This is a genomic window from Pseudomonas tritici (assembly GCF_014268275.3).
GTDB lineage: Bacteria > Pseudomonadota > Gammaproteobacteria > Pseudomonadales > Pseudomonadaceae > Aquipseudomonas > Aquipseudomonas tritici.
Genome location: NZ_CP077084.1, coordinates 5818785 through 5841096, shown reverse-complemented (window position 1 = coordinate 5841096; position 22312 = coordinate 5818785). Strand labels below are relative to the sequence as shown.

Sequence of the window (22312 nt, the reverse complement as noted above, 5' to 3'; positions counted from 1 at the left end):
GGATCATGGGTTTTCGCTGTCTGCTGGTTATCGGCTGTTTGTGCCTTGCCTTGATGGCAAACGCCGCCCCTGCGCCCGCCGTTCCCCAGGCGCAGCTTGATGTGCAGCAACGCGAATGGCTGGCCCAACACCCGGAGCTGCGGGTGGGCCTGGTGTTGCAGGCACCTTACGCGCAATACGATCGGCGTTTGCAGCGGCTGTCCGGGGCCAATGTCGAGTTGATGCAAGGGTTGGCCAAGGCGCTGAACATCGAGCTGACGTGGCGTAACTTCCCCAATCAGGAGCAGTTGGAGGCCGCCGTACGCGACGGCGAAGTGGACATCGCCCCCGGCCTGCAACAAACCCCTGCCGGTTTGCGTCTGTGGTTGTTCACCGACCCTTATATGCGCGTGCCGCAGCACATTGTCGGTATCCGCGATGGCGGTGGGGCCGTGGAGTTGGAAAAACTCGATGAGCAATCCCGCGTCGCCGTGCGCATGCCCAGCGCCGTGGCCGATTACCTGCGCAGCACCTATCCCGGCCTCAACCTGCAAGGCGTGCCCATGGAGCGCCAGGCTCTGCAGTTGCTGGTGAGCCAGCAGGCACGCTACGCGGTGGTGGACGAAGCGCAATTGAGCCGTTTGTCCGGCGAAGCGGAATTCGCCGGGCTGGCGGTGGTGGGCGATATTGGCCTGCCGCAATTGCTGCGGGTGGCTACGCGGCGGGAATGGCCAGAGTTGGCCAGCATCATGGAAAGCGCCTTGCGCGCCATCCCAGCCCGCGACCTGGACCAACTGCACAGCCGCTGGCTGCAACCCAAATACCCACACCTCACAGAATCCCCAGGACTGTGGCAAAACCTAAGCCTGTTGCTGAGCTTGTTGTTGCTCGCCAGCCTGGCCACTGTGTTCTGGCAGCGTCGCCAGCAGCGGGTGCTGGAACACGGCTTGCTGGCCGCCCGCGAAGAAAGCGCGGCCCGCGCCGCCGGTGCCGAAGCCTTGCGCTTGACGCAGTTTTCCATCGACCAAAGCACTGTCGGCATCCTCTGGGTCAACTGGGACAGCCATGTGCGCTACGCCAATCGGGCGGCCGAAAGCATGCTCGGCTACGGCCCCGGTGCGTTGATCGAGCGGCCGTTGGTCGACCTTGATCCAAGCCTGCATATGGACCGCTGGCTCAACCTGTGGAAGCGCGCGCGGGCCAGCGAAGACGGTCCGCAGAATTTCGCCACCGATTGCCTGCGTGCAGACGGCAGCATCCTGCCGACCAACGTGTCCTTGAGCTTCCTGCGTTTTGCCGAGGCCGAATACCTGGTGGTCTACCTCAACGATGTCACTGAGCTACGCCGTACCCTGGCGGCCTTGCTGCAAAGTGAAGCGCAATTGCGCGAGCTGTCCGCCCACCTGGAAACCGTGCGCGAAGAAGAAAAGGCGCGCATCGCCCGTGAGGTGCACGACGAACTTGGGCAAATGCTCACGGTGCTCAAGCTCGAGACCTCAATGTGCGAGCTGAGCTATGCGCAACTCGACCCTGGTTTGCATGATCGCTTGAACAGCATGAAGCGCCTGATCGCGCAGCTATTCCAACTGGTGCGCGATGTGGCGACGGCGCTGCGCCCGCCGATTCTCGATGCCGGCATTGCCTCGGCCATCGAATGGCAGGCCCGGCGCTTCGAAGCCCGCACGCAAATTCCCTGCCTGGTACAAGTCCCGGATAACCTGCCGGCCCTCAGCGATGCCAAGGCCATTGGCCTATTCCGGATCCTGCAGGAGGCGCTGACCAATGTGATGCGTCATGCCCAGGCGCATACTGTGGAGCTGACCCTCGCCGTCGAGGGCACCGATTTGCGGCTGACCATCAGCGACGATGGCGTCGGTTTCGTCCAGGCCCAGGGGCGCCCGGTGTCGTTTGGCCTGGTGGGCATGCGCGAGCGGGTGCTGATCATGGGCGGGCAACTGAGCCTGGACAGCGAATTGGGGGAGGGCACCACCCTGAGTGTCACGGTGCCGTTGGATGCATAACACCAAGAGGAAGTCCCTGTGATCCGCGTACTGGTAGCTGAAGACCACACCATCGTTCGTGAAGGCATCAAGCAATTGATCGGCCTGGCCAAAGACCTGTTGGTCGTTGGCGAAGCGAGCAATGGCGAGCAACTGCTGGAGACCTTGCGCCATGTGCCGTGTGAAGTGGTGTTGCTGGATATCTCAATGCCTGGCGTCAACGGCTTGGAGGCGATTGCTCGCATCCGTGCGCTGAACAATCCGCCGGCGATCCTCGTGCTGTCGATGCACGACGAAGCGCAAATGGCCGCCCGTGCCTTGAAGGTCGGCGCCGCGGGTTATGCCACCAAGGACAGCGATCCGGCGCTGTTGCTCACGGCGATTCGCAAGGTGGCGGCCGGTGGGCGTTATATCGACCCGGACCTGGCCGACCGCATGGTTTTCGAAGTCGGCCTCACCGATACCCGGCCGCTGCACTCGCTGCTGTCGGAGCGCGAGTTCTCGGTATTCGAACGCTTGGCCCAGGGCGCCAACGTCAACGATATCGCCCAGCAGTTGGCGTTGAGCAGCAAGACCATCAGCACCCACAAGGCGCGGTTGATGCAAAAACTCCATATCACTTCGCTGGCTGAACTGGTGAAGTACGCCATGGAGCACAAGTTGTTGTGATGACATGCCTGTTTGCGACTACCGGTGAGAGGCGCTGAACCCATTCCCGGCGCATGGCGCCGTTGCACTGTCCCATCCCCGCCATCGGTGTAGGGCGATCCCTACCCCAAACCTTCCATCCGGCTGATGCGATTCTCTCCTGGCCCCCGATTTCCGGGGGCTCGCGCCTGGACTACGCTTGTCTCACAGCAGTCCAAAATACAAAGGTGCGGGTATGAGCGAGGTGGATTCAAATGATGTGCTGGTCAGCTTTCGTGGCGTGCAGAAGAGCTACGACGGCGAGAACCTGATCGTCAAAGACCTCAACCTGGAGATTCGCAAGGGCGAGTTCCTCACCTTGCTCGGGCCTTCCGGTTCGGGCAAGACCACCAGCCTGATGATGCTGGCCGGCTTTGAAACGCCGACGGCAGGCGAGATCCAGCTGGCCGGTCGCTCCATCAACAACGTGCCGCCGCACAAGCGCGACATCGGCATGGTGTTCCAGAACTACGCGCTGTTCCCGCACATGACCGTCGCCGAGAACCTGGCGTTCCCGCTGTCGGTGCGCGGCTTGAGCAAGACCGATATCAGTGAGCGGGTCAAACGCGTGCTGAGCATGGTCCAGCTCGACGCCTTCGCCCAGCGCTACCCGGCGCAACTCTCCGGCGGCCAGCAACAGCGCGTGGCCCTGGCCCGTGCGTTGGTGTTCGAGCCGCAGCTGGTACTGATGGACGAACCTCTCGGCGCCCTCGACAAGCAACTGCGCGAACACATGCAGATGGAGATCAAGCACCTGCACCAGCGCCTCGGCGTGACCGTGGTGTACGTGACCCACGACCAAGGCGAAGCGCTGACCATGTCCGACCGCGTGGCGGTGTTCCACCAGGGCGAAATCCAGCAGATCGCCGCGCCGCGCACCTTGTACGAAGAACCGAAGAACACCTTTGTTGCCAACTTCATCGGCGAGAACAACCGCCTCAATGGTCGCCTGCACAGCCACACCGGCGAGCGCTGCGTGGTGGAGCTGGCACGTGGCGAGAAGGTCGAGGCACTGGCGGTCAACGTCGGCCAGATCGGCGGCCCGGTGACCCTGTCGGTGCGCCCGGAACGCGTCAGCCTCAATGGTTCCAGCGAAAGTTGCGTCAACCGCTTCTCTGGGCGGGTGGCGGAATTCATCTACCTGGGCGACCACGTGCGTGTGCGCCTGGAAGTCTGCGGCAAAGCCGATTTTTTTGTGAAACAACCGATTGCCGAGCTGGACCCAGCATTGGCGGTCGGCGACGTGGTACCGATTGGCTGGCAAGTCGAGCACGTTCGCGCACTCGACCCACTTCTAGAGGCGAATTGATCGCCCCCATGGCTTCACCAACCCTGCACGTGGAGAGAACAACAATGTTGAGATCCCTTAAATATTCAGCCCTGGCCTTGAGCTTGATGGGCGCGACACAGGCCATGGCAGGCCCGGACCTGACCGTCGTGTCCTTTGGTGGCGCGAATAAGGCCGCTCAGGTCAAGGCTTTCTACGCACCGTGGGAGAGCGCGGGCAACGGCAAGATCGTCGCCGGTGAGTACAACGGTGAAATGGCTAAGGTCAAAGCCATGGTCGACACCAAGAGCGTGTCCTGGGACCTGGTGGAAGTGGAATCCCCGGAGCTGTCCCGTGGCTGCGACGAGGACATGTTCGAACCGCTGGACCCGAAACTGTTCGGCAATACCGCCGACTACGTGAAGGGCGCCATTCAGCCTTGCGGCGTGGGCTTTTTCGTATGGTCGACCGTGCTGGCCTACAACGCTGACAAACTGACCTCCGCGCCAACCAGTTGGGCGGATTTCTGGGACACAAAGAAATTCCCCGGCAAGCGTGGCCTGCGTAAAGGCGCCAAGTACACCCTGGAATTCGCTTTGATGGCCGACGGCGTCGCGCCGAAGGACGTCTACAAAGTGTTGGCCGGCAAAGATGGCCAGGACCGTGCGTTCAAGAAACTCGACGAACTCAAACCGTCGATCCAGTGGTGGGAAGCGGGTGCACAACCGCCGCAATACCTGGCCTCGGGTGACGTAGTGATGAGCTCGGCCTACAACGGCCGCATCGCCGCTGTGCAAAAAGAAAGCAACCTGAAAGTGGTGTGGAACGGCGGCATCTACGACTTCGACGCATGGGCCATTCCTAAAGGCCTGGCCAAGGACCGTGCCGAAGCAGCGAAGAAATTCATCGCGTTCTCGGTGCAACCGCAGCAGCAGAAGATCTACTCGGAAAACATCGCCTACGGCCCGGCCAACACCCAAGCCGTGCCGTTGCTGGCCAAGGACATCCTCAAGGATATGCCGACCACCCCGGAGAACATCGCCAACCAGGTGCAGATCGACGTGAGCTTCTGGGCGGATAACGGTGAGCAGCTCGAGCAGCGCTTCAATTCCTGGGCTGCCAAGTAACACCGCCTGCTGTGGTGGATAGGCTTGTTGTAGTGAGCGGGCTTGCCCCGCGCTGGGCTGCGAAGCAGCCCCAAACCAGGCACTGCATTCTGTCTGACGGAAAGCGGTGACTGTAATAGGGGCTGCTTCGCCGCCAGCGCGGGGCAAGCCCGTTCACTACAAATCAGAGCCCAGCCATAGGTGTAGTCTTTTTTCAGATTTTCGGAGTCAGCCATGGCCATCGCCGTTCCCTCGAACGAGGTCAACAGCCCCACCCTCAAGCAGCGCCTTGCGCGTGCCGAGCGGCTTAACCGCTGGAAGGCCCAGGCCTTGATTGCGCCGCTGGTGCTGTTTTTGCTGCTGGTGTTCCTGGTGCCGATCGTTGCGCTGCTCTACAAAAGCGTGGGCAACCCGGAAGTGGTGGGCGGTCTGCCGCGCACCGTGGTGGCGGTGACGGCCTGGGATGGTCGCGGCCTGCCGGGCGAGCCGGTGTACCAGGCCCTCAGTGAAGACCTGGGCGAAGCGCGCAAAAACCAGACCCTGGGCGATCTGTCCAAGCGCCTGAACATGGAACTGGCCGGCTACCGCAGCCTGCTGACCAAAACCGCGCGGGCGCTGCCGTTCAGCGAAACGCCGGCCTCTTATAAAGAAGCGTTGGAAAACCTCGACGAACGCTGGGGCGACCCGGCGTACTGGCAGGCGATCCGGCGTAACACCAGCAGCCTGACGCCGTTCTATTTGTTGGCGGCCGTCGATCACCGTATCGATGACCTCGGCGAAGTGGCGCCGGCCACGCCAGACCAAGCGATCTACCTGGACATTTTTGCGCGCACCTTCTGGATGGGTCTGGTGATCACCACCATCTGCCTGCTGCTGGCTTATCCCTTGGCCTATTTGCTGGCCAATTTGCCGGCGCGTAAAAGCAACTTGCTGATGATCCTGGTGTTGCTGCCGTTCTGGACCTCGATCCTGGTGCGGGTAGCGGCATGGATCGTACTGCTGCAATCCGGCGGCCTGATCAACAGTGCACTGATAGGCATGGGCCTGATCGACACACCTCTGGAACTGGTATTCAACCGCACCGGGGTCTACATCTCCATGGTGCACATCCTGCTGCCGTTCATGATCTTGCCGATCTACAGCGTGATGAAGGGTATTTCGCCCACTTATATGCGTGCAGCGATTTCCCTGGGCTGCCATCCGTTCGCCAGCTTCTGGCGCGTGTACTTCCCGCAGACCTACGCCGGCGTGGGCGCCGGTTGCCTGTTGGTGTTCATCCTGGCAATTGGTTACTACATCACTCCGGCGCTGCTCGGCAGCCCGAACGACCAGATGGTCAGCTACTTCGTGGCGTTCTACACCAACACCAGCATTAACTGGGGCATGGCGACGGCGTTGGGCGGCTTGCTGCTGCTGGCGACCGTGGTGCTGTACCTGATCTACAACCGGCTGGTGGGCGCCAGTCGCCTGCGCCTGAGCTAAGGAGACCTTGCGATGCTGAGCCCTTATATGTCGCCCGTTGAGCGGGTCTGGTTCTACAGCTTGCGGATCCTCTGCGGCTTGATCCTGTTGTTTTTGATACTGCCGGTGCTGGTGATCATCCCGCTGTCGTTCAACAGCGGCAGTTTCCTGGTGTACCCGCTGCAAGGCTTCTCGCTGCAGTGGTACCACGACTTCTTCGCCTCGGCCGAGTGGATGCGTGCACTCAAGAACAGCATCATCGTTGCGCCAGCGGCCACGGTGCTGGCCATGGTGTTCGGCACCTTGGCAGCGATTGGCCTGACCCGTGGGAATTTCCCCGGTAAGGCGCTGGTTATGGCGCTGGTGATTTCGCCGATGGTGGTGCCGGTGGTGATCATTGGCGTGGCCAGTTACCTGTTCTTTGCGCCACTGGGCCTGGGCAACAGCTTTTTCTCGCTGATCGTGGTGCACGCGGTGTTGGGCGTGCCATTTGTGATCATCACCGTGTCGGCGACCTTGCAGGGGTTCAACCATAACCTGGTGCGGGCGGCGGCCAGTCTCGGTGCTTCGCCATTGACCGCGTTTCGCCGGGTGACCTTGCCATTGATCGCACCAGGGGTGATTTCCGGGGCGCTGTTTGCTTTCGCTACTTCGTTTGATGAGGTGGTGGTCACGCTGTTTCTCGCCGGCCCCGAGCAAGCGACCCTGCCGCGCCAGATGTTCAGCGGCATCCGCGAAAACCTCAGTCCGACGATTGCGGCGGCGGCGACCTTGCTGATTGCCTTCTCGGTGTTGCTGTTGCTGACCCTGGAATGGCTGCGTGGGCGAAGCGAGAAACTGCGCACTGCGCAGGTCTGATGCCACACAGAAATCAAAATGTGGGAGCGGGCTTGCTCGCGAACGCGGTGTGTCAGCTAAACATTTAGTGACCGACAGACCGCATTCGCGAGCAAGCCCGCTCCCACATTGGTTCTGTGTCTATTCAGTTGCTGAATGCAAGACAACCAGCCTCAATCAGCTACTCTTGTCCCAGCCCATTTCCGAATAAGAGGCCGCGCACATGAGTACTTCCTCATTCAAGATCGCCCATAAACTGCTGACCGGCGCGGGCGCCATCGAACAACTGGCCTTTGAGCTCACGCGCCTGGATGTGGATAACCCGCTGATCGTCACCGACGCCGCACTGGTCAAGTCCGGCACCGTGGCGTTGGCACTCGAACACCTGGGCGAACGCAGCTATGAAATCTTCGACCGCGTGCTGCCGGACCCGGAAATCGCCATTGTCGAAGATTGCATGCGCGTCTACCGCGACGGCGGGCATGACGGCTTGATCGGCCTGGGCGGCGGCAGTGCCATCGACATTGCCAAAAGCGTGGCCGCCTATGCCGGCTACCACGGCGCCCTGGCGGACTTGTTCGGCGTCGACCAGGTACCGCGCAAGGGGCCGCCGCTGATCGCGATTCCCACCACAGCCGGCACCGGCTCGGAAGTCACCAATGTGGCGATCCTCTCCGACAAGGTCGCGCAGCTGAAAAAGGGCATCGTCAGCGATTATCTACTGCCGGATGTGGCGCTGATCAGCCCGCAAATGACCCTGACCTGCCCGCGCAGTGTCACCGCCGCCAGCGGCGTGGATGCGCTGGTGCATGCCATTGAATCCTACCTGTCGCTGAACGCCTCGCCGATTACCGATGCATTGGCCATTGGCGCCATCAAGCTGATTGCCAACGCGTTGCCCAAGGCCTACGCCAACCCGGCCAACCTGCAGGCCCGCGACGACATGGCCACCGCCAGCCTGATGGCGGGCATGGCCTTTGGGAATGCCGGGGTCGGCGCGGTGCATGCATTGGCGTACCCGCTGGGTGGACGTTTCAATATCGCCCATGGCGTGAGCAACGCGCTGTTGCTGCCCTATGTCATGCACTGGAACAAGTTGGCCTGCGTGGAGCGCATGCAGGACATTGCCCAGGCCATGGGCGTGAATGTCACGGGGTTGAGCGTCAACGATGCCGCCGACCAAGCCGTCGAGGCAATGACGCGGCTGTGTGCCGCTGTCGAGATCCCGGCGGGGCTCCACAGTTTCGGGGTGCCTGAGGACGCCATCCCGGCCATGGCTGTTGAAGCGGCGGGGATTGAACGGCTGATGCGCAACAACCCGCGCAAGCTCAGCGCAACCGATATCGAGAAAATCTATCGGGCCGCGTACTAGCCATTGAGCCAGGTCACGGTGCGCGCGGCAAAGCATGAGGTATACAATGCGCGCCATCGTGATTTAGCTCAAAAAAGGTGCGTCATGCAGCCCTTCGTCATTGCTCCATCGATTCTCTCCGCCGATTTCGCCCGCCTGGGTGAGGAAGTGGACAAGGTGTTGGCCGCCGGTGCCGACTTCGTACACTTCGATGTCATGGACAACCACTACGTGCCCAACCTGACCATCGGCCCGATGGTCTGCGCCGCGCTGCGCAAGTACGGCATCACTGCACCCATTGATGCACACCTGATGGTCAGCCCGGTGGACCGCATCATCGGTGACTTCGTGGAAGCCGGCGCGACCTACATCACTTTCCACCCGGAAGCCTCGCTGCACGTCGACCGTACCTTGCAACTGATCCGCGAAGGCGGCTGCAAGGCGGGCCTGGTGTTCAACCCGGCCACCCCGCTGGACGTGCTCAAATACGTGATGGACAAGGTCGACATGGTCCTGCTGATGAGCGTCAACCCAGGCTTCGGCGGGCAGAAGTTCATCCCCGGCACCCTCGACAAACTGCGCGAAGCCCGTGCGTTGATCGACGCTTCTGGCCGTGACATCCGCCTGGAAATCGACGGCGGGGTCAACGTCAATAACATCCGCGAAATCGCAGCGGCTGGCGCCGACACCTTTGTGGCCGGCTCGGCGATCTTCAACGCGCCGGACTACCAGGAAGTCATCGCCAAGATGCGCGCCGAATTGGCGCTGGCACGTCCGTGAGTGGCTTTGAGCAACTGTTCCCCGGCAAATTGCCACGGCTGGTGATGTTCGATCTGGACGGTACCTTGATCGACTCGGTGCCCGACCTGGCGGCGGCGGTGGACGAGATGCTGCTCAAGCTGGGACGCAAGCCCGCCGGGATCGAGTCGGTGCGCGAGTGGGTGGGCAACGGCGCGCAGATGCTGGTGCGCCGGGCGTTGGCCGACAACATTGATGCCCAAGGGGTGGATGAGGTGGAGGCCGAACACGCCCTGGAACTGTTCAACGCCGCCTATGAAGACGGCCACGAACTGACCGTGGTTTACCCCGGCGTGCGTGACACCCTCAAGTGGCTGAGCAAGCAGGGCGTGGAAATGGCCCTCATCACCAACAAGCCGGAACGCTTCGTCGCGCCGCTGTTGGACCAGATGAAAATCGGCCGGTATTTCCGCTGGATCATCGGTGGCGATACCTTGCCGCAGAAAAAACCCGACCCGGCGGCGCTCTTTTTCGTGATGAAAATGGCCAATATCCCGGCCTCGCAGTCGCTGTTTGTGGGTGATTCGCGCAGTGATGTGCTGGCGGCAAAGGCCGCGGGCGTGCAGTGTGTGGCCCTCAGTTACGGCTACAACCATGGCCGGCCGATTGCCGAAGAGTCGCCTTCATTGGTAATTGATGACCTGCGCCTGTTAATCCCCGGTTGCTTGGGAGCGGGCGCTGAGATAACGTTGCCCGATACCGATCCGTCCCCTTCTGGAAATTCCATCGTGGTGGTCACTCGCAAACTCTGGATGAAAGTCATCAAGGCCCTGGCCCGCTGGCGTTGGCGCGCCTGACTGATCCTGGCCGCGCTATGCGGCACGTTTGCATACCTGACTGTTAGACCCTCAAGCCACGAGGCACATCATGACCCGCGAAGAATTCCTGCGTTTGGCCGCTGCCGGCTACAACCGCATTCCCCTGGCCTGCGAAACGCTGGCCGACTTCGACACGCCGCTGTCGATCTACCTGAAACTGGCCGACGAGCCCAATTCCTACTTGCTCGAGTCCGTACAGGGCGGCGAGAAGTGGGGCCGTTACTCGATCATCGGCCTGCCGTGCCGCACCGTGCTGCGTGTGCACGACCATCATGTGAGCATTACCCATGATGGCGTCGAGATCGAAAGCCACGATGTAGAAGACCCGCTGGCGTTCGTCGAGGCGTTCAAAGCGCGTTACAACGTGCCGACCATCCCGGGTCTGCCGCGTTTCAACGGTGGCCTGGTGGGTTACTTCGGTTACGACTGTGTGCGTTACGTGGAAAAACGCCTGGGCAAGTGCCCGAACCCGGATCCATTGGGTGTCCCGGACATTCTGCTAATGGTCTCCGACGCGGTGGTGGTGTTCGACAACCTCGCCGGCAAAATGCACGCGATTGTGCTCGCCGACCCGGCCCAGGCCGACGCTTTCGAGAGCGGCCTGGCCAGCCTCGAAGCGCTGCTGGAAAAACTGCGCCAGCCGATCACCCCGCGTCGCGGCCTGGACCTCAGTCGTCCACCGGCAGCCGACCCGGTTTTCCGCTCCAGCTTTACCCAGGATGACTACGAGCGCGCCGTCGATACCATCAAGGAATACATCCTCGCCGGTGACTGCATGCAGGTGGTGCCGTCGCAACGCATGTCCATCGACTTCAAGGCCGCGCCGATCGATCTGTATCGCGCATTGCGCTGCTTTAACCCGACGCCGTACATGTACTTTTTCAACTTTGGTGACTTCCACGTGGTGGGCAGTTCGCCGGAGGTGCTGGTGCGCGTCGAAGACAACCTGATCACCGTGCGCCCGATCGCCGGGACGCGCCCACGTGGCGCGACTGAAGAGGCGGATTTGGCGCTGGAAGAAGACCTGCTGAGCGACGACAAGGAAATTGCCGAGCACCTGATGCTCATCGACCTGGGCCGTAACGACACCGGGCGCGTCTCGGAAATCGGTTCGGTCAAGCTCACTGAGAAGATGGTGATCGAGCGTTATTCCAACGTGATGCACATTGTGTCCAACGTCACCGGCGAGCTGAAAGCCGGCTTGACGGCGATGGACGCACTGCGCGCGATCCTGCCGGCGGGCACCTTGTCGGGCGCGCCGAAGATCCGTGCGATGGAAATCATCGACGAGTTGGAGCCGGTCAAGCGCGGTGTCTACGGCGGCGCCGTGGGGTATTTCGCCTGGAACGGCAACATGGACACGGCCATTGCAATCCGCACGGCCGTGATCAAGGACGGGGAGCTGCACGTGCAGGCCGGTGGCGGGATTGTCGCCGACTCGGTGCCGGCCCTCGAATGGGAAGAAACCCTGAACAAGCGCCGCGCGATGTTCCGCGCCGTTGCGCTGGCTGAACAGACCCCCAATTCTTGAGGTTTCCCCATGTTACTGATGATTGATAACTACGACTCCTTTACCTACAACGTTGTGCAGTACCTGGGTGAGCTCGGTGCCGAGGTCAAGGTAGTGCGCAACGACGAACTGACCGTGGCTGAAATCGCTGCGCTGAATCCGGAGCGCATCGTGGTGTCGCCAGGCCCCTGCACGCCGACCGAAGCGGGTATTTCCCTCGAAGCGATCAAGTATTTCGCCGGCAAGCTGCCGATCCTGGGCGTGTGCCTGGGCCACCAGTCCATCGGCCAGGCGTTTGGCGGTGACGTGGTGCGCGCGCGCCAGGTGATGCACGGCAAGACCAGCCCGGTGTTCCATAATGACGTGGGTGTGTTTCACGGGCTGAACCTGCCGGTGACGGTAACCCGCTACCACTCGTTGGTGGTCAAGCGTGAAACCCTGCCGGAGTGCCTGGAACTGACCGCCTGGACCCAGCTGGAAGACGGCTCGGTCGACGAGATCATGGGCCTGCGCCACAAGACACTGAATATCGAAGGGGTGCAATTTCACCCCGAGTCGATCCTGACCGAGCAGGGCTACGAGCTGTTCGCTAATTTTCTCAAGCAGAGCGGCGGCACGCGCTAAGGACTTTCCATGGATATCAAGACTGCCCTGAGCCGTATCGTCGGCCATCTGGACCTGAGCACCGCTGAAATGAGCGATGTGATGCGCGAGATCATGACCGGTCAATGCACCGATGCGCAGATCGGCGCCTTCATGATGGCAATGCGTATGAAGAGCGAGAGCATCGACGAGATCGTCGGCGCCGTGTCGGTGATGCGCGAGCTGGCGGACAAGGTTGAGCTCAAGACCCTCGACGGCGTGGTCGACGTGGTCGGCACCGGCGGTGATGGTGCCAACATCTTCAACGTGTCGACGGCCGCATCGTTTGTGGTCGCGGCGGCCGGATGCACCGTGGCCAAGCACGGCAACCGTGCAGTGTCTGGCAAGAGCGGCAGTGCCGACTTGCTGGAAGCTGCCGGCATCTACCTGAACCTGACGCCGGTCCAAGTGGCGCGCTGCATCGATAACGTCGGCATCGGCTTCATGTTTGCCCAATCCCACCATGGCGCAATGAAACACGCTGCTGGCCCGCGCAAGGACCTCGGCCTGCGCACCCTGTTCAACATGCTCGGCCCGCTTACGAATCCGGCCGGTGTGAAGCACCAGGTGGTGGGCGTATTCAGCCAGGCGCTGTGCCGGCCGTTGGCGGAAGTGTTGCAGCGCATGGGCAGCAAGCATGTGCTGGTGGTGCATTCCAAGGATGGCCTGGACGAATTCAGCCTGGCGGCACCGACCTTCGTGGCGGAGCTCAAAGATGACCAAGTCACAGAGTACTGGGTCGAGCCGGAAGATTTGGGCATGAAGAGCCAGAGCCTGCACGGCCTGGCAGTGGAAAGCCCGGCGGCGTCCCTCGAGCTGATCCGCGATGCCTTGGGGCGTCGCAAGACCGAGAATGGTCAAAAAGCCGCTGAGATGATTGTTTTGAATGCTGGCGCGGCACTTTATGCAGCCGACCATGCCTATAGTCTTAAGGAAGGGGTCGCCTTGGCCCACGATGCGCTGCACACCGGCCTGGCTCGCGAGAAGCTGGAAGAGCTGGGAGCATTCACCGCGGTATTCAAGATGGAGAATGAAGGATGAGTGTGCCAACCGTTCTGGAAAAGATCCTGGCGCGCAAGGCTGAAGAAGTCGCCGAGCGCCGCGCCCGAGTGAGCCTCGCCGAACTGGAAGCTCAGGCAAAGATCGCTGATGCGCCGCGTGGCTTCGCCAATGCGCTTATCAAGCAGGCCAGGGAAAAGCAGCCCGCCGTCATTGCTGAAATCAAAAAGGCTTCGCCCAGCAAGGGCGTGATTCGCGAGATCTTCATTCCTGAAGACATTGCCAAGAGCTATGAGAAGGGCGGGGCCACCTGCCTGTCAGTACTGACCGATATCGACTACTTCCAGGGTTCCGACCTGTTCCTGCAGCAAGCCCGCGCCGCGTGCAAGTTGCCGGTGATCCGCAAGGACTTCATGGTCGACCCGTACCAGATCGTCGAAGCCCGTGCGTTGGGCGCTGACTGCGTGTTGCTGATCGTTTCCGCCCTGGATGACGTGAAGATGGCCGAACTGGCGGCCGTGGCCAAAAGCGTCGGCCTGGATGTGTTGGTGGAAGTGCACGACGGCGATGAGCTGGAACGCGCACTTAAAACCCTCGACACACCGCTGGTGGGCGTCAACAACCGTAACCTGCACACCTTCGAAGTCAGCCTGGAAAACACACTGGACCTGCTGCCGCGAATTCCGCGCGACCGATTGGTGATCACCGAGAGTGGCATCGCCAACCGTGCTGATGTGGAGTTGATGGAGATCAGTGGTGTGTATTCGTTCCTGGTGGGTGAGACCTTCATGCGTGCCGAGAACCCTGGGGCGGAGTTGCAGCGTCTGTTCTTCCCGGAGCGTGGTGTGGCGGTCAGTGGTTCGACATTAGACTGACGTGAACACGGTCAGGATTTGAAGTGCGGTCTAAATGTGGGAGCGGGCTTGTGTGGGAGCTGGCTTGCCTGCGATAGCATCACCTCGGAGTAACTGAAGGACCGAGGTGCCTGCATCGCGGGCAAGCCCGGCTCCCACATCTGGTTTTGTGTTTACCTAGGGATATAGGTGTTTGATGGCTAAGCCGGTGTCGATGACTGTTGAAGCTGGGCTGGCCGCCGAGCAAGCCTTGCTGGCAGCCGTTTGCGCTGGTGAGCAGGAATTCGGCCTGCTGTTCTGGCAACCCAGCGATCAAGCCTTGGTGATGCCACGTCGTTTAAGTCGGCTGCCGGCGTTCGAAACCGCCAGCCAGGTTTCGGCCGCCGCCGGTTGGCCTGTATTGCTACGCGAGACCGGTGGTGAGCCGGTGCCGCAATCAAGTGCCACGGTCAATATCGCCCTGGTCTACGCGCCACCGCGCAGCGAGGGCGATCAGAACCGCATCGAAACCGGCTACTTGCGTTTATGCCAGCCGATCTGCGACTTGCTGATCGAGCTGGGTGGCGACGCCTCTGTCGGCGAAATCGACGGGGCATTTTGCGACGGTCGCTACAACGTCAACCTTAACGGCCGCAAAATGGTCGGCACCGCGCAGCGCTGGCGCCAAAGCGGTGGCCGCCCGGTGGGGTTGGTGCACGGTGCCTTGTTGCTGGATAACGACCGGGATGCGTTGATCGCGGCGGTCAACCGCTTCAACGAAGCCTGCGGTCTCGAGCAGCGGGTTCGCGCCGACAGCCATATCGCTCTGCACGAAGCCTTCCCAGCACCGGATGCGATCAGCCGGCTGGATACCTTGTATCGTCAAATGCTGGCCAGCGTCCTGCCGGGTTAACGGGTGCCGAACACCACCATCGTCTTGCCTTTGACGTGCACCAGACTGCGCTCTTCCAAGTCCTTGAGCACGCGACCGACCATCTCCCGTGAACAGCCGACAATGCGCCCGATTTCCTGGCGTGTGACCTTGATCTGCATGCCGTCGGGGTGAGTCATGGCGTCGGGCTGTTTGCACAACTCCAGCAGGCAGCGCGCTACTCGGCCGGTGACATCAAAGAATGCCAGGTCGCCGACCTTGCGCGTGGTGTCACGCAGGCGCTGGGCAATCTGCCCGCTGAGGGCGTAGAGGATGTCGGGATCCTGCTGGGCCAGTTCGCGGAATTTGGCGTAGCTGATCTCAGCCACTTCGCACTCGATCTTGGCACGCACCCAGGCGCTGCGTTTCTGTTCCTTGCCGGCTTGTTCGAACAGCCCCAGCTCCCCAAAAAAATCTCCGGTGTTCAGGTAGGCGATGATCATTTCGCGGCCGTCTTCATCCTCGATCAGAATGGTGACCGAGCCTTTGATAATGAAGAACAGTGTTTCTGAACGTTCGCCGGCGCAGATGATGTTGTGCTTGGCCGGATGGCGACGGCGCTGGCAGTGCATCAACAGTTTGTCGAGATTCTTGATCTTGGATATGGGAGTAAGGGCAACCATGGTTGTATCCCGAAAAAACTGCGCGAGGTAGTTGGAGTTGTTGTATTCGTCGGTATCGGCATTGATACACGTTGTATAAATGGTGGCGATGCGCCACTCATTTGGCGCCAGCTTAACAGACACATCCTGTCTCGATTAGCTCATTTTCAGCGCAAACCCTGCTATTGATCGCTTTTGCGTGAAACGCTGACGCGTGCGGGCCCTGTGCTAAGCTGGCGACCCTTTTTTAGCAGTGGAGTCTGGGCGATGAAGGCACGCATCCAATGGGCGGGCGAAGCCATGTTCCTCGGTGAGTCGGGCAGTGGCCACGTGGTGGTCATGGACGGCCCGCCGGAAGCCGGTGGCCGTAACCTGGGCGTACGCCCGATGGAAATGCTCCTGCTCGGTGTAGGCGGTTGCAGCAATTTCGACGTGGTCAGCATTCTGAAAAAGTCTCGCCAGGCCGTGGAAAGCTGCGAAGCCTTCCTGGAAGCCGAGCGCGCCACCGAAGATCCCAAGGTATTCACCAAGATCCATATGCATTTCGTGGTGAAGGGCCGGGCGTTGAAGGAAGCCCAGGTCAAGCGTGCTATCGAGCTGTCGGCTGAGAAGTACTGCTCGGCGTCGATCATGCTCGGCGCGGCCGGTGTGGCCATCACCCATGATTACGAAATCATCGAATTGGGCTGATCGCTCAATCGGCAGGCAAAAAGAAAGGGCGCTGTGACGGCGCCCTTTTTTTGGCCTGGATTTTATACGCTTAGATACGATAGGTGCTTTTGGTCATGACCTTGGCCAAGAGGCTCATGCCTAACCTTACCGGCGCCGGGAAGCGGAAACCGCCAGCATCCAGTGCGCTTTCGGCGTGGTGTTCTTCATCGATACGCATCTGCTCAAGAATCGCCCGGGACTTTTCGTCTTCCGCCGGCAGTTGTTCCAGATGCTCATCCAGGTGCTTGCACACCTGACGCTCGGTCGCCGCGACAAAACCCAGGCTGACCTTGTCGCTGATCAGCCCGGCAGCAGCGCCGATACCAAACGACAAGCCATAAAACAGCGGGTTCAGCACGCTGGGATGGCTGCCGAGTTGGCGAATGCGCTGCTCGCACCAGGCCAGGTGATCGATTTCCTCTTCGGCGGCATGTTCCATGGCGGCGCGTACCTGCGGCAACTTGGCGGTCAGCGCCTGGCCCTGGTACAGCGCCTGGGCACAGACTTCACCGGTGTGGTTGATGCGCATCAGGCCGGCGACGTGGCGGGTCTCGGTCTCACTCATCTGGGCGTCGGGGCGCACGATGGCGGGCGAGGGGCGATACGGTTGGCCGCTGAATGGCAGCAGCGTGCGCATGGCCGTGTCGGCTTGCAGCAACAAACGGTCAATCGGCGAGTAGTGACGTTGGGTAGTCATGCTGACCTCCGGGAAGAATCTCGGCGGCCAGTTTACCGCAAGAGAGGGGGAAGCGTTTGCGCCGCGTCAAGGGCATGGGGTCGCAGCCTGGGGCACGACCCTTGCTCGAGGGCCGATCAGCCCGGCGGCCAGTTCATCTGGCGCTGACCCAGCACGTGCATATGGATGTGATAAACGGTCTGCCCGCCGTCTTCGTTGCAGTTCATCACCACACGAAAACCTTTTTCGCAGCCTTGCTCAACGGCCAGGCGCTGGGCGGTGAACAGAATATGGCCTGCTAGGGCTTTGTCGTCTTCAGTCAGGTCGTTCAACGTGCGGATAGGTTTCTTAGGAATGACCAGAAAATGCACGGGTGCCTGCGGTGCAATATCGTGGAAGGCCAGGACCTGGTCATCCTCGTAGATAATCTTCGCGGGTATTTCTCTGTTGATGATCTTGGTGAACAGAGTATCCACAGCTGTTTCTCCATTATGAATGTGCAGGGTGAGTGTACTCAGCCGGTCAGCGCGGGCAATAGGCCTTGTTAATGGCGCCGGCGATCTTGCGGGTCAGCCATCGGGGGCTGAAACGTGGGCTGAAGGCGATCCAGCGGTTGCGTCGGCCGGGAATGATGATGGCTTTGTTCTTTTCCAGGGCGCGCACGGTATAAAGCGCCACTTCTTCGGGGCTCATCAGTTGTTGGCTGCCGTCGAGCTTGGCGGTGTCCATTTGCGCGGTGCCGAAGAATGCGGTGCGTGTCGGGCCGGGGCAGAGGACCGAGACCTTGATGCCGCAGGTCTTCAATTCTTCGCGCAGACCTTCGGAAAAGTGCAGTACGTAGGCTTTGCTGGCGTAGTAGGTGCTCATCCACGGGCCTGGCTGGAATGCCGCGACGGACGCCACATTGAGAATCTGCCCGCCGCCTTGCAGGGCCATGGTGTTACCGAGGGCATGGCACATACGGGTCAGGGCCAGGATGTTGACCTCCATGAGGTCCTGCTCGGTCATCCAGTCCTGAGCCAGGAAGGGGCCGCTGGTGCCGATGCCGGCGCAGTTCACCAGCAAGTCGATCTGCCGTTCGCCTTCTTCAAGCTCCAGCAGGAACCCGGACAAGCGCAGTGGCTCGCCCAGGTCGCAGGCCCGGAACAGCACCTCGACACCGAAGCGTTGAGTCAATTCGATTGCAATGCTTTCCAACTGATCACGCTGGCGGGCCACCAGAATCAAGCTGCGGCCGCGACGGGCCAGCGCTTCGGCCAAGGCCAGGCCGATGCCGCTGGAGGCGCCGGTGATCAGAGCGTAACGGGTCATGCCTTTCTCCATCGCAACACCGCCGCGCCTGTGACAAAGGCATCACAGGCCGGGGCGTTTCTTTACTGTTCTGGAGAGTCTACAGGTTCGCCCGCTTCGTCAGCACTTTGCGCTTCGTCTTCTTCTACGGCCGTGGCTTGGTCGGCATCTTCATCGGCGGTGATGGAGCTGCTTTCGTAGCTGCTGTCCATGTTGGCTTCGAGTTGGTTCAGGTAACCGTTCATGCCCAGGGTCACCACGATGGCGAGCATGACTGGGATAAACGCCAACCACAGCGTGGCCAGGACTTTTACCGCCGTGGAGTTGCGGGGTGGTGGCGCGCCGTATTGATTGGCGCCTGCATTCCCTGGCAATACCAGCAACAGGATCGGGAAGACGCTGTTCACCAGCGGTACCAGGTTGAGGAAATACAGCCAGCCTGACCACCCCAGATCGTGCAGGCGCTGCACACCGATTTGTACACTGACCCACACAAGCGCAACAAACAACGCGAGACCCAGCAACACCCCAAGGATGGTACCTGCGGTTGGCGAGGCGGTGGCTACCGCAAAGCTGACGGTGCTGATGATGCCACCCGCGACCAGCATCGCTAGGGTCAACACCAGGGTCCAGGCGAGATACCGCAGTCGCCCGATGCGCCCGTGGATAGTGAAGACTTTAAGAGTGGAATACTCCGGCAGGTTTTCACCTACGGCAGCGCGCGGCGGTGCATAGGGTGAAGCGGCCGGGCGGGAGAAGTCGGAAGCGCCGGAATCCGTCTCATGGGTTTCGGCGAGGCTGAAGGCTACGGGTTGTTCGGCTTCGATGCGTGCGTCGACCCCGGCGTTTTTCAGCGCGGTGAGGTAGGTTTCCGCATCCGGGCGCGACAGGTCACGTTTGAGCGCAACCGGGCGGCCGGTGAAGAGCTTCTCGATGGCTTCAACTTCGCTCTTGAACAGCTCGGCCAGGTTCAGTTTGGCCGTGGTGCTTTCGACACCCGGGAGCAAGGCCCCATCAAACACAATCTTGAAACGGTTGTCGCTCATGCGGGCTTCCTTGTCACTTGTTCAGGGAGGTGGTGCAGGCCCGCTCAATTGGCGGGACTTGCGGTTGGGTCAGCGTGGCCAGCGCAGTTGAGCGGCCTGTTCGCGTGCCTTGCGGTATTCGGCATCGAGGCGCGCAACCAGTTCATCGACGCTTGGCAAATCATCAATTTCACCGACGCCTTGGCCGGCAGACCATACAGTCTTCCATGCTTTAGCCTCGTCGCTCAACGGTTTGAGCTTGGAGCCGAAATTGACTTCGCCTTTGCCTTGCAGGGCTGCGAGGTCGAAACCGGCGTTTTCCAGGCTCTGGCGCATAAAGCTGGCGGGGACGCCGGAGACAGCAGGAGTGTGCACGATGTCGGCGGCGCGCGATGTGAGCAGCATCTCTTTATAGGCATCCGGGGCATGGCTTTCGGTGGTACCGATAAAGCGAGTGCCGAAATAGGCCAGGTCGGCGCCGAGCAGTTGGGCGGCGAGCATCTCGTGCCCGTGGTTGAGGCAGCCGGCCAGCAGTAGTGTTTTGTCGAAGAACTGGCGAATCTCGGCGATCAGTGCGAAGGGGCTCCAAGTGCCAGCATGGCCGCCGGCACCTGCAGCTACGGCGATCAGGCCATCCACGCCGGCTTCGGCCGCTTTCTCAGCGTGGCGCCGAGTGGTGACGTCGTGGAACACCAGGCCACCGTAGCTGTGCACGGCGTCTACCAATTCCTTCACAGCGCCCAGGCTGGTAATGACGATCGGCACTTTGTGTTCAACGCAGATCGCCAGGTCTGCCTCCAGGCGCGGGTTGCTGTTGTGCACGATCAGGTTGACGGCGTAGGGCGCAGGATTGTCCAGCGCTGCCAGGCCCGCTTCGATTTCCTCCAGCCATGCCTTGAACCCGCTGCTTTCGCGTTGGTTAAGCGCCGGGAAGCTCCCGACCACCCCATTGCGACAGCACGCCAGGACCAGTTGCGGGTTGGAAATCAGAAACATCGGCGCAACCACGACGGGCAGGCGCAGACGTTGTTCAAGCAGAGCGGGCAGCGACATTGGAGGTACCCCGGGTAATTGAAGTTAGAACGGTTTGACCACGACCAAAATTACGATAGCCAGCAATATCAGAACGGGTACTTCGTTGAACCAGCGATAAAAGACATGGCTGCGGGTGTTTTCGCCACGGGCGAAACGTTTTACCTGCGCACCGCACATATGGTGGTAGCCGATCAGCAACACCACCAGCGTCAGCTTGGCGTGGATCCAGGCGCCCGATTGAAAGATGCCAGGGTTAAGGGCGATCAGCCAGATACCGAATACCAGGCTGGCCACCATCGCCGGTCCCATGATGCCGCGATACAACTTGCGCTCCATGACGCTGAAGCGTTCCTTGCTGACGGTGTCCTCGCTTTGGGCGTGGTAGACGAACAGGCGTGGCAGGTAGAACAGCCCGGCAAACCAGCAGACGATGCTGACAATGTGGAAGGCTTTGATCCATAGATAGAGCATTTCTAGTTATTCCCAGGTTCACGGTAACTGAAGATAGTAGTGGCTCATGCGCCCGTACGTCACGTTGACGGTTGTCGCAGGACGATACGGCCCCTATTATCGACGGCTTTCCAGTGGTTCGTTGAGGGCAGGTTTATGGTCAAGGTCGGTATCGTCGGCGGCACGGGTTACACCGGTGTCGAATTGCTGCGTCTGTTGGCTCAACATCCGCAAGCTGAGGTGGTGGTCATCACCTCCCGATCCGAGGCCGGCCTGGCCGTGGCCGACATGTATCCGAACCTGCGAGGCCATTACGATGGCCTGGCGTTCAGCGTTCCGGACATCAAGACCCTGGGTGCCTGCGACGTGGTGTTCTTCGCCACCCCTCATGGTGTTGCCCATGCCTTGGCCGGTGAGCTGCTGGCCGCGGGCACCAAGGTGATCGATCTGTCGGCGGATTTCCGTTTGCAGGACGCTGATGAGTGGGCCAAGTGGTATGGCCAGCCTCACGGTGCGCCGGAATTGCTGAAAGAGGCTGTCTATGGCCTGCCGGAAGTCAATCGTGAGCAGATCAAGCAAGCGCGTTTAATCGCGGTACCGGGTTGCTATCCGACAGCGACTCAGCTGGGTTTCCTGCCATTGCTGGAAGCTGGGTTGGCGGACGCTTCGCGCTTGATCGCAGACTGCAAGTCGGGCGTGAGCGGCGCTGGTCGTGGCGCGGCGGTCGGTTCGCTTTACTCCGAGACGGCGGAAAGCATGAAGGCCTATGCGGTAAAAGGGCATCGTCACTTGCCGGAAATCCGCCAGGGGCTGCGTCGCGCGGCCGGTAAAGACGTGGGCCTGACGTTCGTACCGCACCTGACGCCGATGATTCGCGGCATTCACTCTACGTTGTACGCAACGGTGGTTGATCGCTCGGTAGACCTGCAGGCGCTGTTCGAAAAACGTTATGCCAACGAACCGTTCGTCGACGTTATGCCCGCCGGCAGCCATCCGGAAACCCGCAGCGTGCGCGGCGCCAATGTGTGCCGGATTGCCGTGCATCGTCCGCAGGATGGCGATCTGGTCGTGGTGCTGTCGGTGATCGATAACCTGGTCAAGGGCGCGTCGGGCCAGGCGGTGCAGAACATGAACATCTTGTTTGGCCTGGATGAGAAGCTGGGCTTGTCCCACGCAGGCATGCTGCCTTAACGCTGTTCAGCGGTTAAGCAAAAGGCCCGTGATCGGGCCTTTTGTGTTTTTAATGGCGGCAGCGCAGATTGATATACCGTAACAATAGTTGACCGCTTTTCTAGGAGAAGCGG

Annotated in this window: 23 protein-coding genes; 16 read left to right on the top strand and 7 right to left on the bottom strand. The window is 60.9% G+C overall.

Annotated features, from left to right (window positions below):
• Positions 1-5 precede the first annotated feature (5 nt).
• The 14 genes from HU722_RS26865 (at position 6) to HU722_RS26800 (ending at position 15201) form a co-directional block, all read left to right on the top strand.
• The gene (locus tag HU722_RS26865) at positions 6-2000 is read left to right on the top strand and encodes a PAS domain-containing sensor histidine kinase (RefSeq protein WP_065880131.1); all 1995 of its coding nucleotides are present in this window, start codon (positions 6-8) and stop codon (positions 1998-2000) included.
• Between the two features lie 18 nt (positions 2001-2018).
• Positions 2019-2648, top strand: coding sequence for a response regulator (locus HU722_RS26860; protein ID WP_049711271.1), 630 nt, complete (start codon positions 2019-2021; stop codon positions 2646-2648).
• Between the two features lie 214 nt (positions 2649-2862).
• Complete coding sequence (locus HU722_RS26855) at positions 2863-3975, top strand: ABC transporter ATP-binding protein (protein WP_065871779.1); 1113 nt, start codon at positions 2863-2865, stop codon at positions 3973-3975.
• Between the two features lie 44 nt (positions 3976-4019).
• Entirely contained in the window at positions 4020-5060 is a 1041-nt protein-coding gene (locus HU722_RS26850; protein ID WP_065871778.1) for an ABC transporter substrate-binding protein, read from the top strand.
• A 213-nt stretch (positions 5061-5273) separates the two neighbouring features.
• On the top strand, positions 5274-6521 hold the full coding sequence (locus tag HU722_RS26845; protein ID WP_065880128.1) for an ABC transporter permease: 1248 nt from the start codon (positions 5274-5276) through the stop codon (positions 6519-6521).
• 12 nt (positions 6522-6533) lie between these two features.
• Positions 6534-7358, top strand: a complete 825-nt coding sequence (locus tag HU722_RS26840) for an ABC transporter permease (RefSeq protein WP_003176462.1) — start codon at positions 6534-6536, stop codon at positions 7356-7358.
• Between the two features lie 202 nt (positions 7359-7560).
• Entirely contained in the window at positions 7561-8709 is a 1149-nt protein-coding gene (locus HU722_RS26835; protein ID WP_065871775.1) for an iron-containing alcohol dehydrogenase, read from the top strand.
• Between the two features lie 84 nt (positions 8710-8793).
• Positions 8794-9468 (top strand): ribulose-phosphate 3-epimerase, encoded by a 675-nt coding sequence (rpe, locus tag HU722_RS26830; protein WP_034101050.1) that lies wholly within the window; start codon positions 8794-8796, stop codon positions 9466-9468.
• Entirely contained in the window at positions 9465-10283 is an 819-nt protein-coding gene (locus tag HU722_RS26825; RefSeq protein ID WP_065871774.1) for a phosphoglycolate phosphatase, read from the top strand. The genes rpe and HU722_RS26825 overlap by 4 nt, the downstream gene beginning before the upstream one ends.
• 70 nt (positions 10284-10353) lie before the next feature.
• Positions 10354-11835, top strand: a complete 1482-nt coding sequence (gene trpE / locus HU722_RS26820) for an anthranilate synthase component I (RefSeq protein ID WP_065871773.1) — start codon at positions 10354-10356, stop codon at positions 11833-11835.
• Positions 11836-11844: 9 nt separating this feature from the next.
• Positions 11845-12438: an aminodeoxychorismate/anthranilate synthase component II gene (locus HU722_RS26815; RefSeq protein ID WP_049711280.1), complete on the top strand. Its 594-nt coding sequence runs from the start codon at positions 11845-11847 to the stop codon at positions 12436-12438.
• A 9-nt stretch (positions 12439-12447) separates the two neighbouring features.
• Positions 12448-13497 (top strand): anthranilate phosphoribosyltransferase, encoded by a 1050-nt coding sequence (gene trpD / locus HU722_RS26810; protein ID WP_049711281.1) that lies wholly within the window; start codon positions 12448-12450, stop codon positions 13495-13497.
• Positions 13494-14330: an indole-3-glycerol phosphate synthase TrpC gene (gene trpC, locus HU722_RS26805; RefSeq protein ID WP_065871771.1), complete on the top strand. Its 837-nt coding sequence runs from the start codon at positions 13494-13496 to the stop codon at positions 14328-14330. Before trpD ends, trpC begins: the two co-directional genes overlap by 4 nt.
• Positions 14331-14505: 175 nt before the next feature.
• A complete protein-coding gene (locus tag HU722_RS26800; RefSeq protein WP_065881616.1) occupies positions 14506-15201 on the top strand; it encodes a lipoate--protein ligase family protein in 696 nt (231 codons plus the stop codon).
• On the opposite strand, the gene crp is transcribed toward HU722_RS26800, so the two are convergent.
• Positions 15198-15842: a cAMP-activated global transcriptional regulator CRP gene (gene crp / locus HU722_RS26795; protein ID WP_065871978.1), complete on the bottom strand. Its 645-nt coding sequence runs from the start codon at positions 15840-15842 to the stop codon at positions 15198-15200. The genes HU722_RS26800 and crp overlap by 4 nt on opposite strands.
• A 246-nt stretch (positions 15843-16088) precedes the next feature.
• Between crp and HU722_RS26790 the strand changes: the two genes are divergently transcribed.
• Positions 16089-16511, top strand: coding sequence for an OsmC family protein (locus tag HU722_RS26790; protein WP_005792019.1), 423 nt, complete (start codon positions 16089-16091; stop codon positions 16509-16511).
• 70 nt (positions 16512-16581) lie between these two features.
• On the opposite strand, the gene coq7 is transcribed toward HU722_RS26790, so the two are convergent.
• From coq7 to hemJ, 6 genes are all read right to left on the bottom strand, one after another.
• Complete coding sequence (coq7, locus tag HU722_RS26785; protein WP_065871769.1) at positions 16582-17229, bottom strand: 2-polyprenyl-3-methyl-6-methoxy-1,4-benzoquinone monooxygenase; 648 nt, start codon at positions 17227-17229, stop codon at positions 16582-16584.
• Positions 17230-17345: 116 nt separating this feature from the next.
• Complete coding sequence (locus tag HU722_RS26780; protein WP_003194682.1) at positions 17346-17684, bottom strand: histidine triad nucleotide-binding protein; 339 nt, start codon at positions 17682-17684, stop codon at positions 17346-17348.
• A gap of 46 nt (positions 17685-17730) precedes the next feature.
• Positions 17731-18519, bottom strand: coding sequence for an SDR family NAD(P)-dependent oxidoreductase (locus HU722_RS26775; RefSeq protein WP_065871768.1), 789 nt, complete (start codon positions 18517-18519; stop codon positions 17731-17733).
• 62 nt (positions 18520-18581) lie between these two features.
• Positions 18582-19544 (bottom strand): DUF805 domain-containing protein, encoded by a 963-nt coding sequence (locus tag HU722_RS26770; protein WP_065871767.1) that lies wholly within the window; start codon positions 19542-19544, stop codon positions 18582-18584.
• Between the two features lie 69 nt (positions 19545-19613).
• A complete protein-coding gene (locus HU722_RS26765) occupies positions 19614-20576 on the bottom strand; it encodes an NAD(P)H-dependent flavin oxidoreductase (protein WP_065871766.1) in 963 nt (320 codons plus the stop codon).
• A 24-nt stretch (positions 20577-20600) separates the two neighbouring features.
• Complete coding sequence (gene hemJ, locus HU722_RS26760; protein ID WP_065871765.1) at positions 20601-21029, bottom strand: protoporphyrinogen oxidase HemJ; 429 nt, start codon at positions 21027-21029, stop codon at positions 20601-20603.
• A 135-nt stretch (positions 21030-21164) separates the two neighbouring features.
• Between hemJ and argC the strand changes: the two genes are divergently transcribed.
• A complete protein-coding gene (argC, locus tag HU722_RS26755; protein WP_065871764.1) occupies positions 21165-22199 on the top strand; it encodes an N-acetyl-gamma-glutamyl-phosphate reductase in 1035 nt (344 codons plus the stop codon).
• Positions 22200-22312 lie beyond the last annotated feature (113 nt).

Bases quoted from the DNA above. Each gene is read 5' to 3' on its own strand.
- HU722_RS26865 (WP_065880131.1), top strand. From the start codon at position 6: ATGGGTTTTCGCTGTCTGCTGGTTATCGGCTGTTTGTGCCTTGCCTTG.
- HU722_RS26855 (WP_065871779.1), top strand. From the start codon at position 2,863: ATGAGCGAGGTGGATTCAAATGATGTGCTGGTCAGCTTTCGTGGCGTG.
- HU722_RS26850 (WP_065871778.1), top strand. From the start codon at position 4,020: ATGTTGAGATCCCTTAAATATTCAGCCCTGGCCTTGAGCTTGATGGGC.
- HU722_RS26845 (WP_065880128.1), top strand. From the start codon at position 5,274: ATGGCCATCGCCGTTCCCTCGAACGAGGTCAACAGCCCCACCCTCAAG.
- HU722_RS26840 (WP_003176462.1), top strand. From the start codon at position 6,534: ATGCTGAGCCCTTATATGTCGCCCGTTGAGCGGGTCTGGTTCTACAGC.
- HU722_RS26835 (WP_065871775.1), top strand. From the start codon at position 7,561: ATGAGTACTTCCTCATTCAAGATCGCCCATAAACTGCTGACCGGCGCG.
- rpe (WP_034101050.1), top strand. From the start codon at position 8,794: ATGCAGCCCTTCGTCATTGCTCCATCGATTCTCTCCGCCGATTTCGCC.
- trpE (WP_065871773.1), top strand. From the start codon at position 10,354: ATGACCCGCGAAGAATTCCTGCGTTTGGCCGCTGCCGGCTACAACCGC.
- HU722_RS26815 (WP_049711280.1), top strand. From the start codon at position 11,845: ATGTTACTGATGATTGATAACTACGACTCCTTTACCTACAACGTTGTG.
- trpD (WP_049711281.1), top strand. From the start codon at position 12,448: ATGGATATCAAGACTGCCCTGAGCCGTATCGTCGGCCATCTGGACCTG.
- trpC (WP_065871771.1), top strand. From the start codon at position 13,494: ATGAGTGTGCCAACCGTTCTGGAAAAGATCCTGGCGCGCAAGGCTGAA.
- HU722_RS26800 (WP_065881616.1), top strand. From the start codon at position 14,506: ATGGCTAAGCCGGTGTCGATGACTGTTGAAGCTGGGCTGGCCGCCGAG.
- crp (WP_065871978.1), bottom strand. From the start codon at position 15,842: ATGGTTGCCCTTACTCCCATATCCAAGATCAAGAATCTCGACAAACTG.
- HU722_RS26790 (WP_005792019.1), top strand. From the start codon at position 16,089: ATGAAGGCACGCATCCAATGGGCGGGCGAAGCCATGTTCCTCGGTGAG.
- coq7 (WP_065871769.1), bottom strand. From the start codon at position 17,229: ATGACTACCCAACGTCACTACTCGCCGATTGACCGTTTGTTGCTGCAA.
- HU722_RS26775 (WP_065871768.1), bottom strand. From the start codon at position 18,519: ATGACCCGTTACGCTCTGATCACCGGCGCCTCCAGCGGCATCGGCCTG.
- HU722_RS26770 (WP_065871767.1), bottom strand. From the start codon at position 19,544: ATGAGCGACAACCGTTTCAAGATTGTGTTTGATGGGGCCTTGCTCCCG.
- HU722_RS26765 (WP_065871766.1), bottom strand. From the start codon at position 20,576: ATGTCGCTGCCCGCTCTGCTTGAACAACGTCTGCGCCTGCCCGTCGTG.
- hemJ (WP_065871765.1), bottom strand. From the start codon at position 21,029: ATGCTCTATCTATGGATCAAAGCCTTCCACATTGTCAGCATCGTCTGC.
- argC (WP_065871764.1), top strand. From the start codon at position 21,165: ATGGTCAAGGTCGGTATCGTCGGCGGCACGGGTTACACCGGTGTCGAA.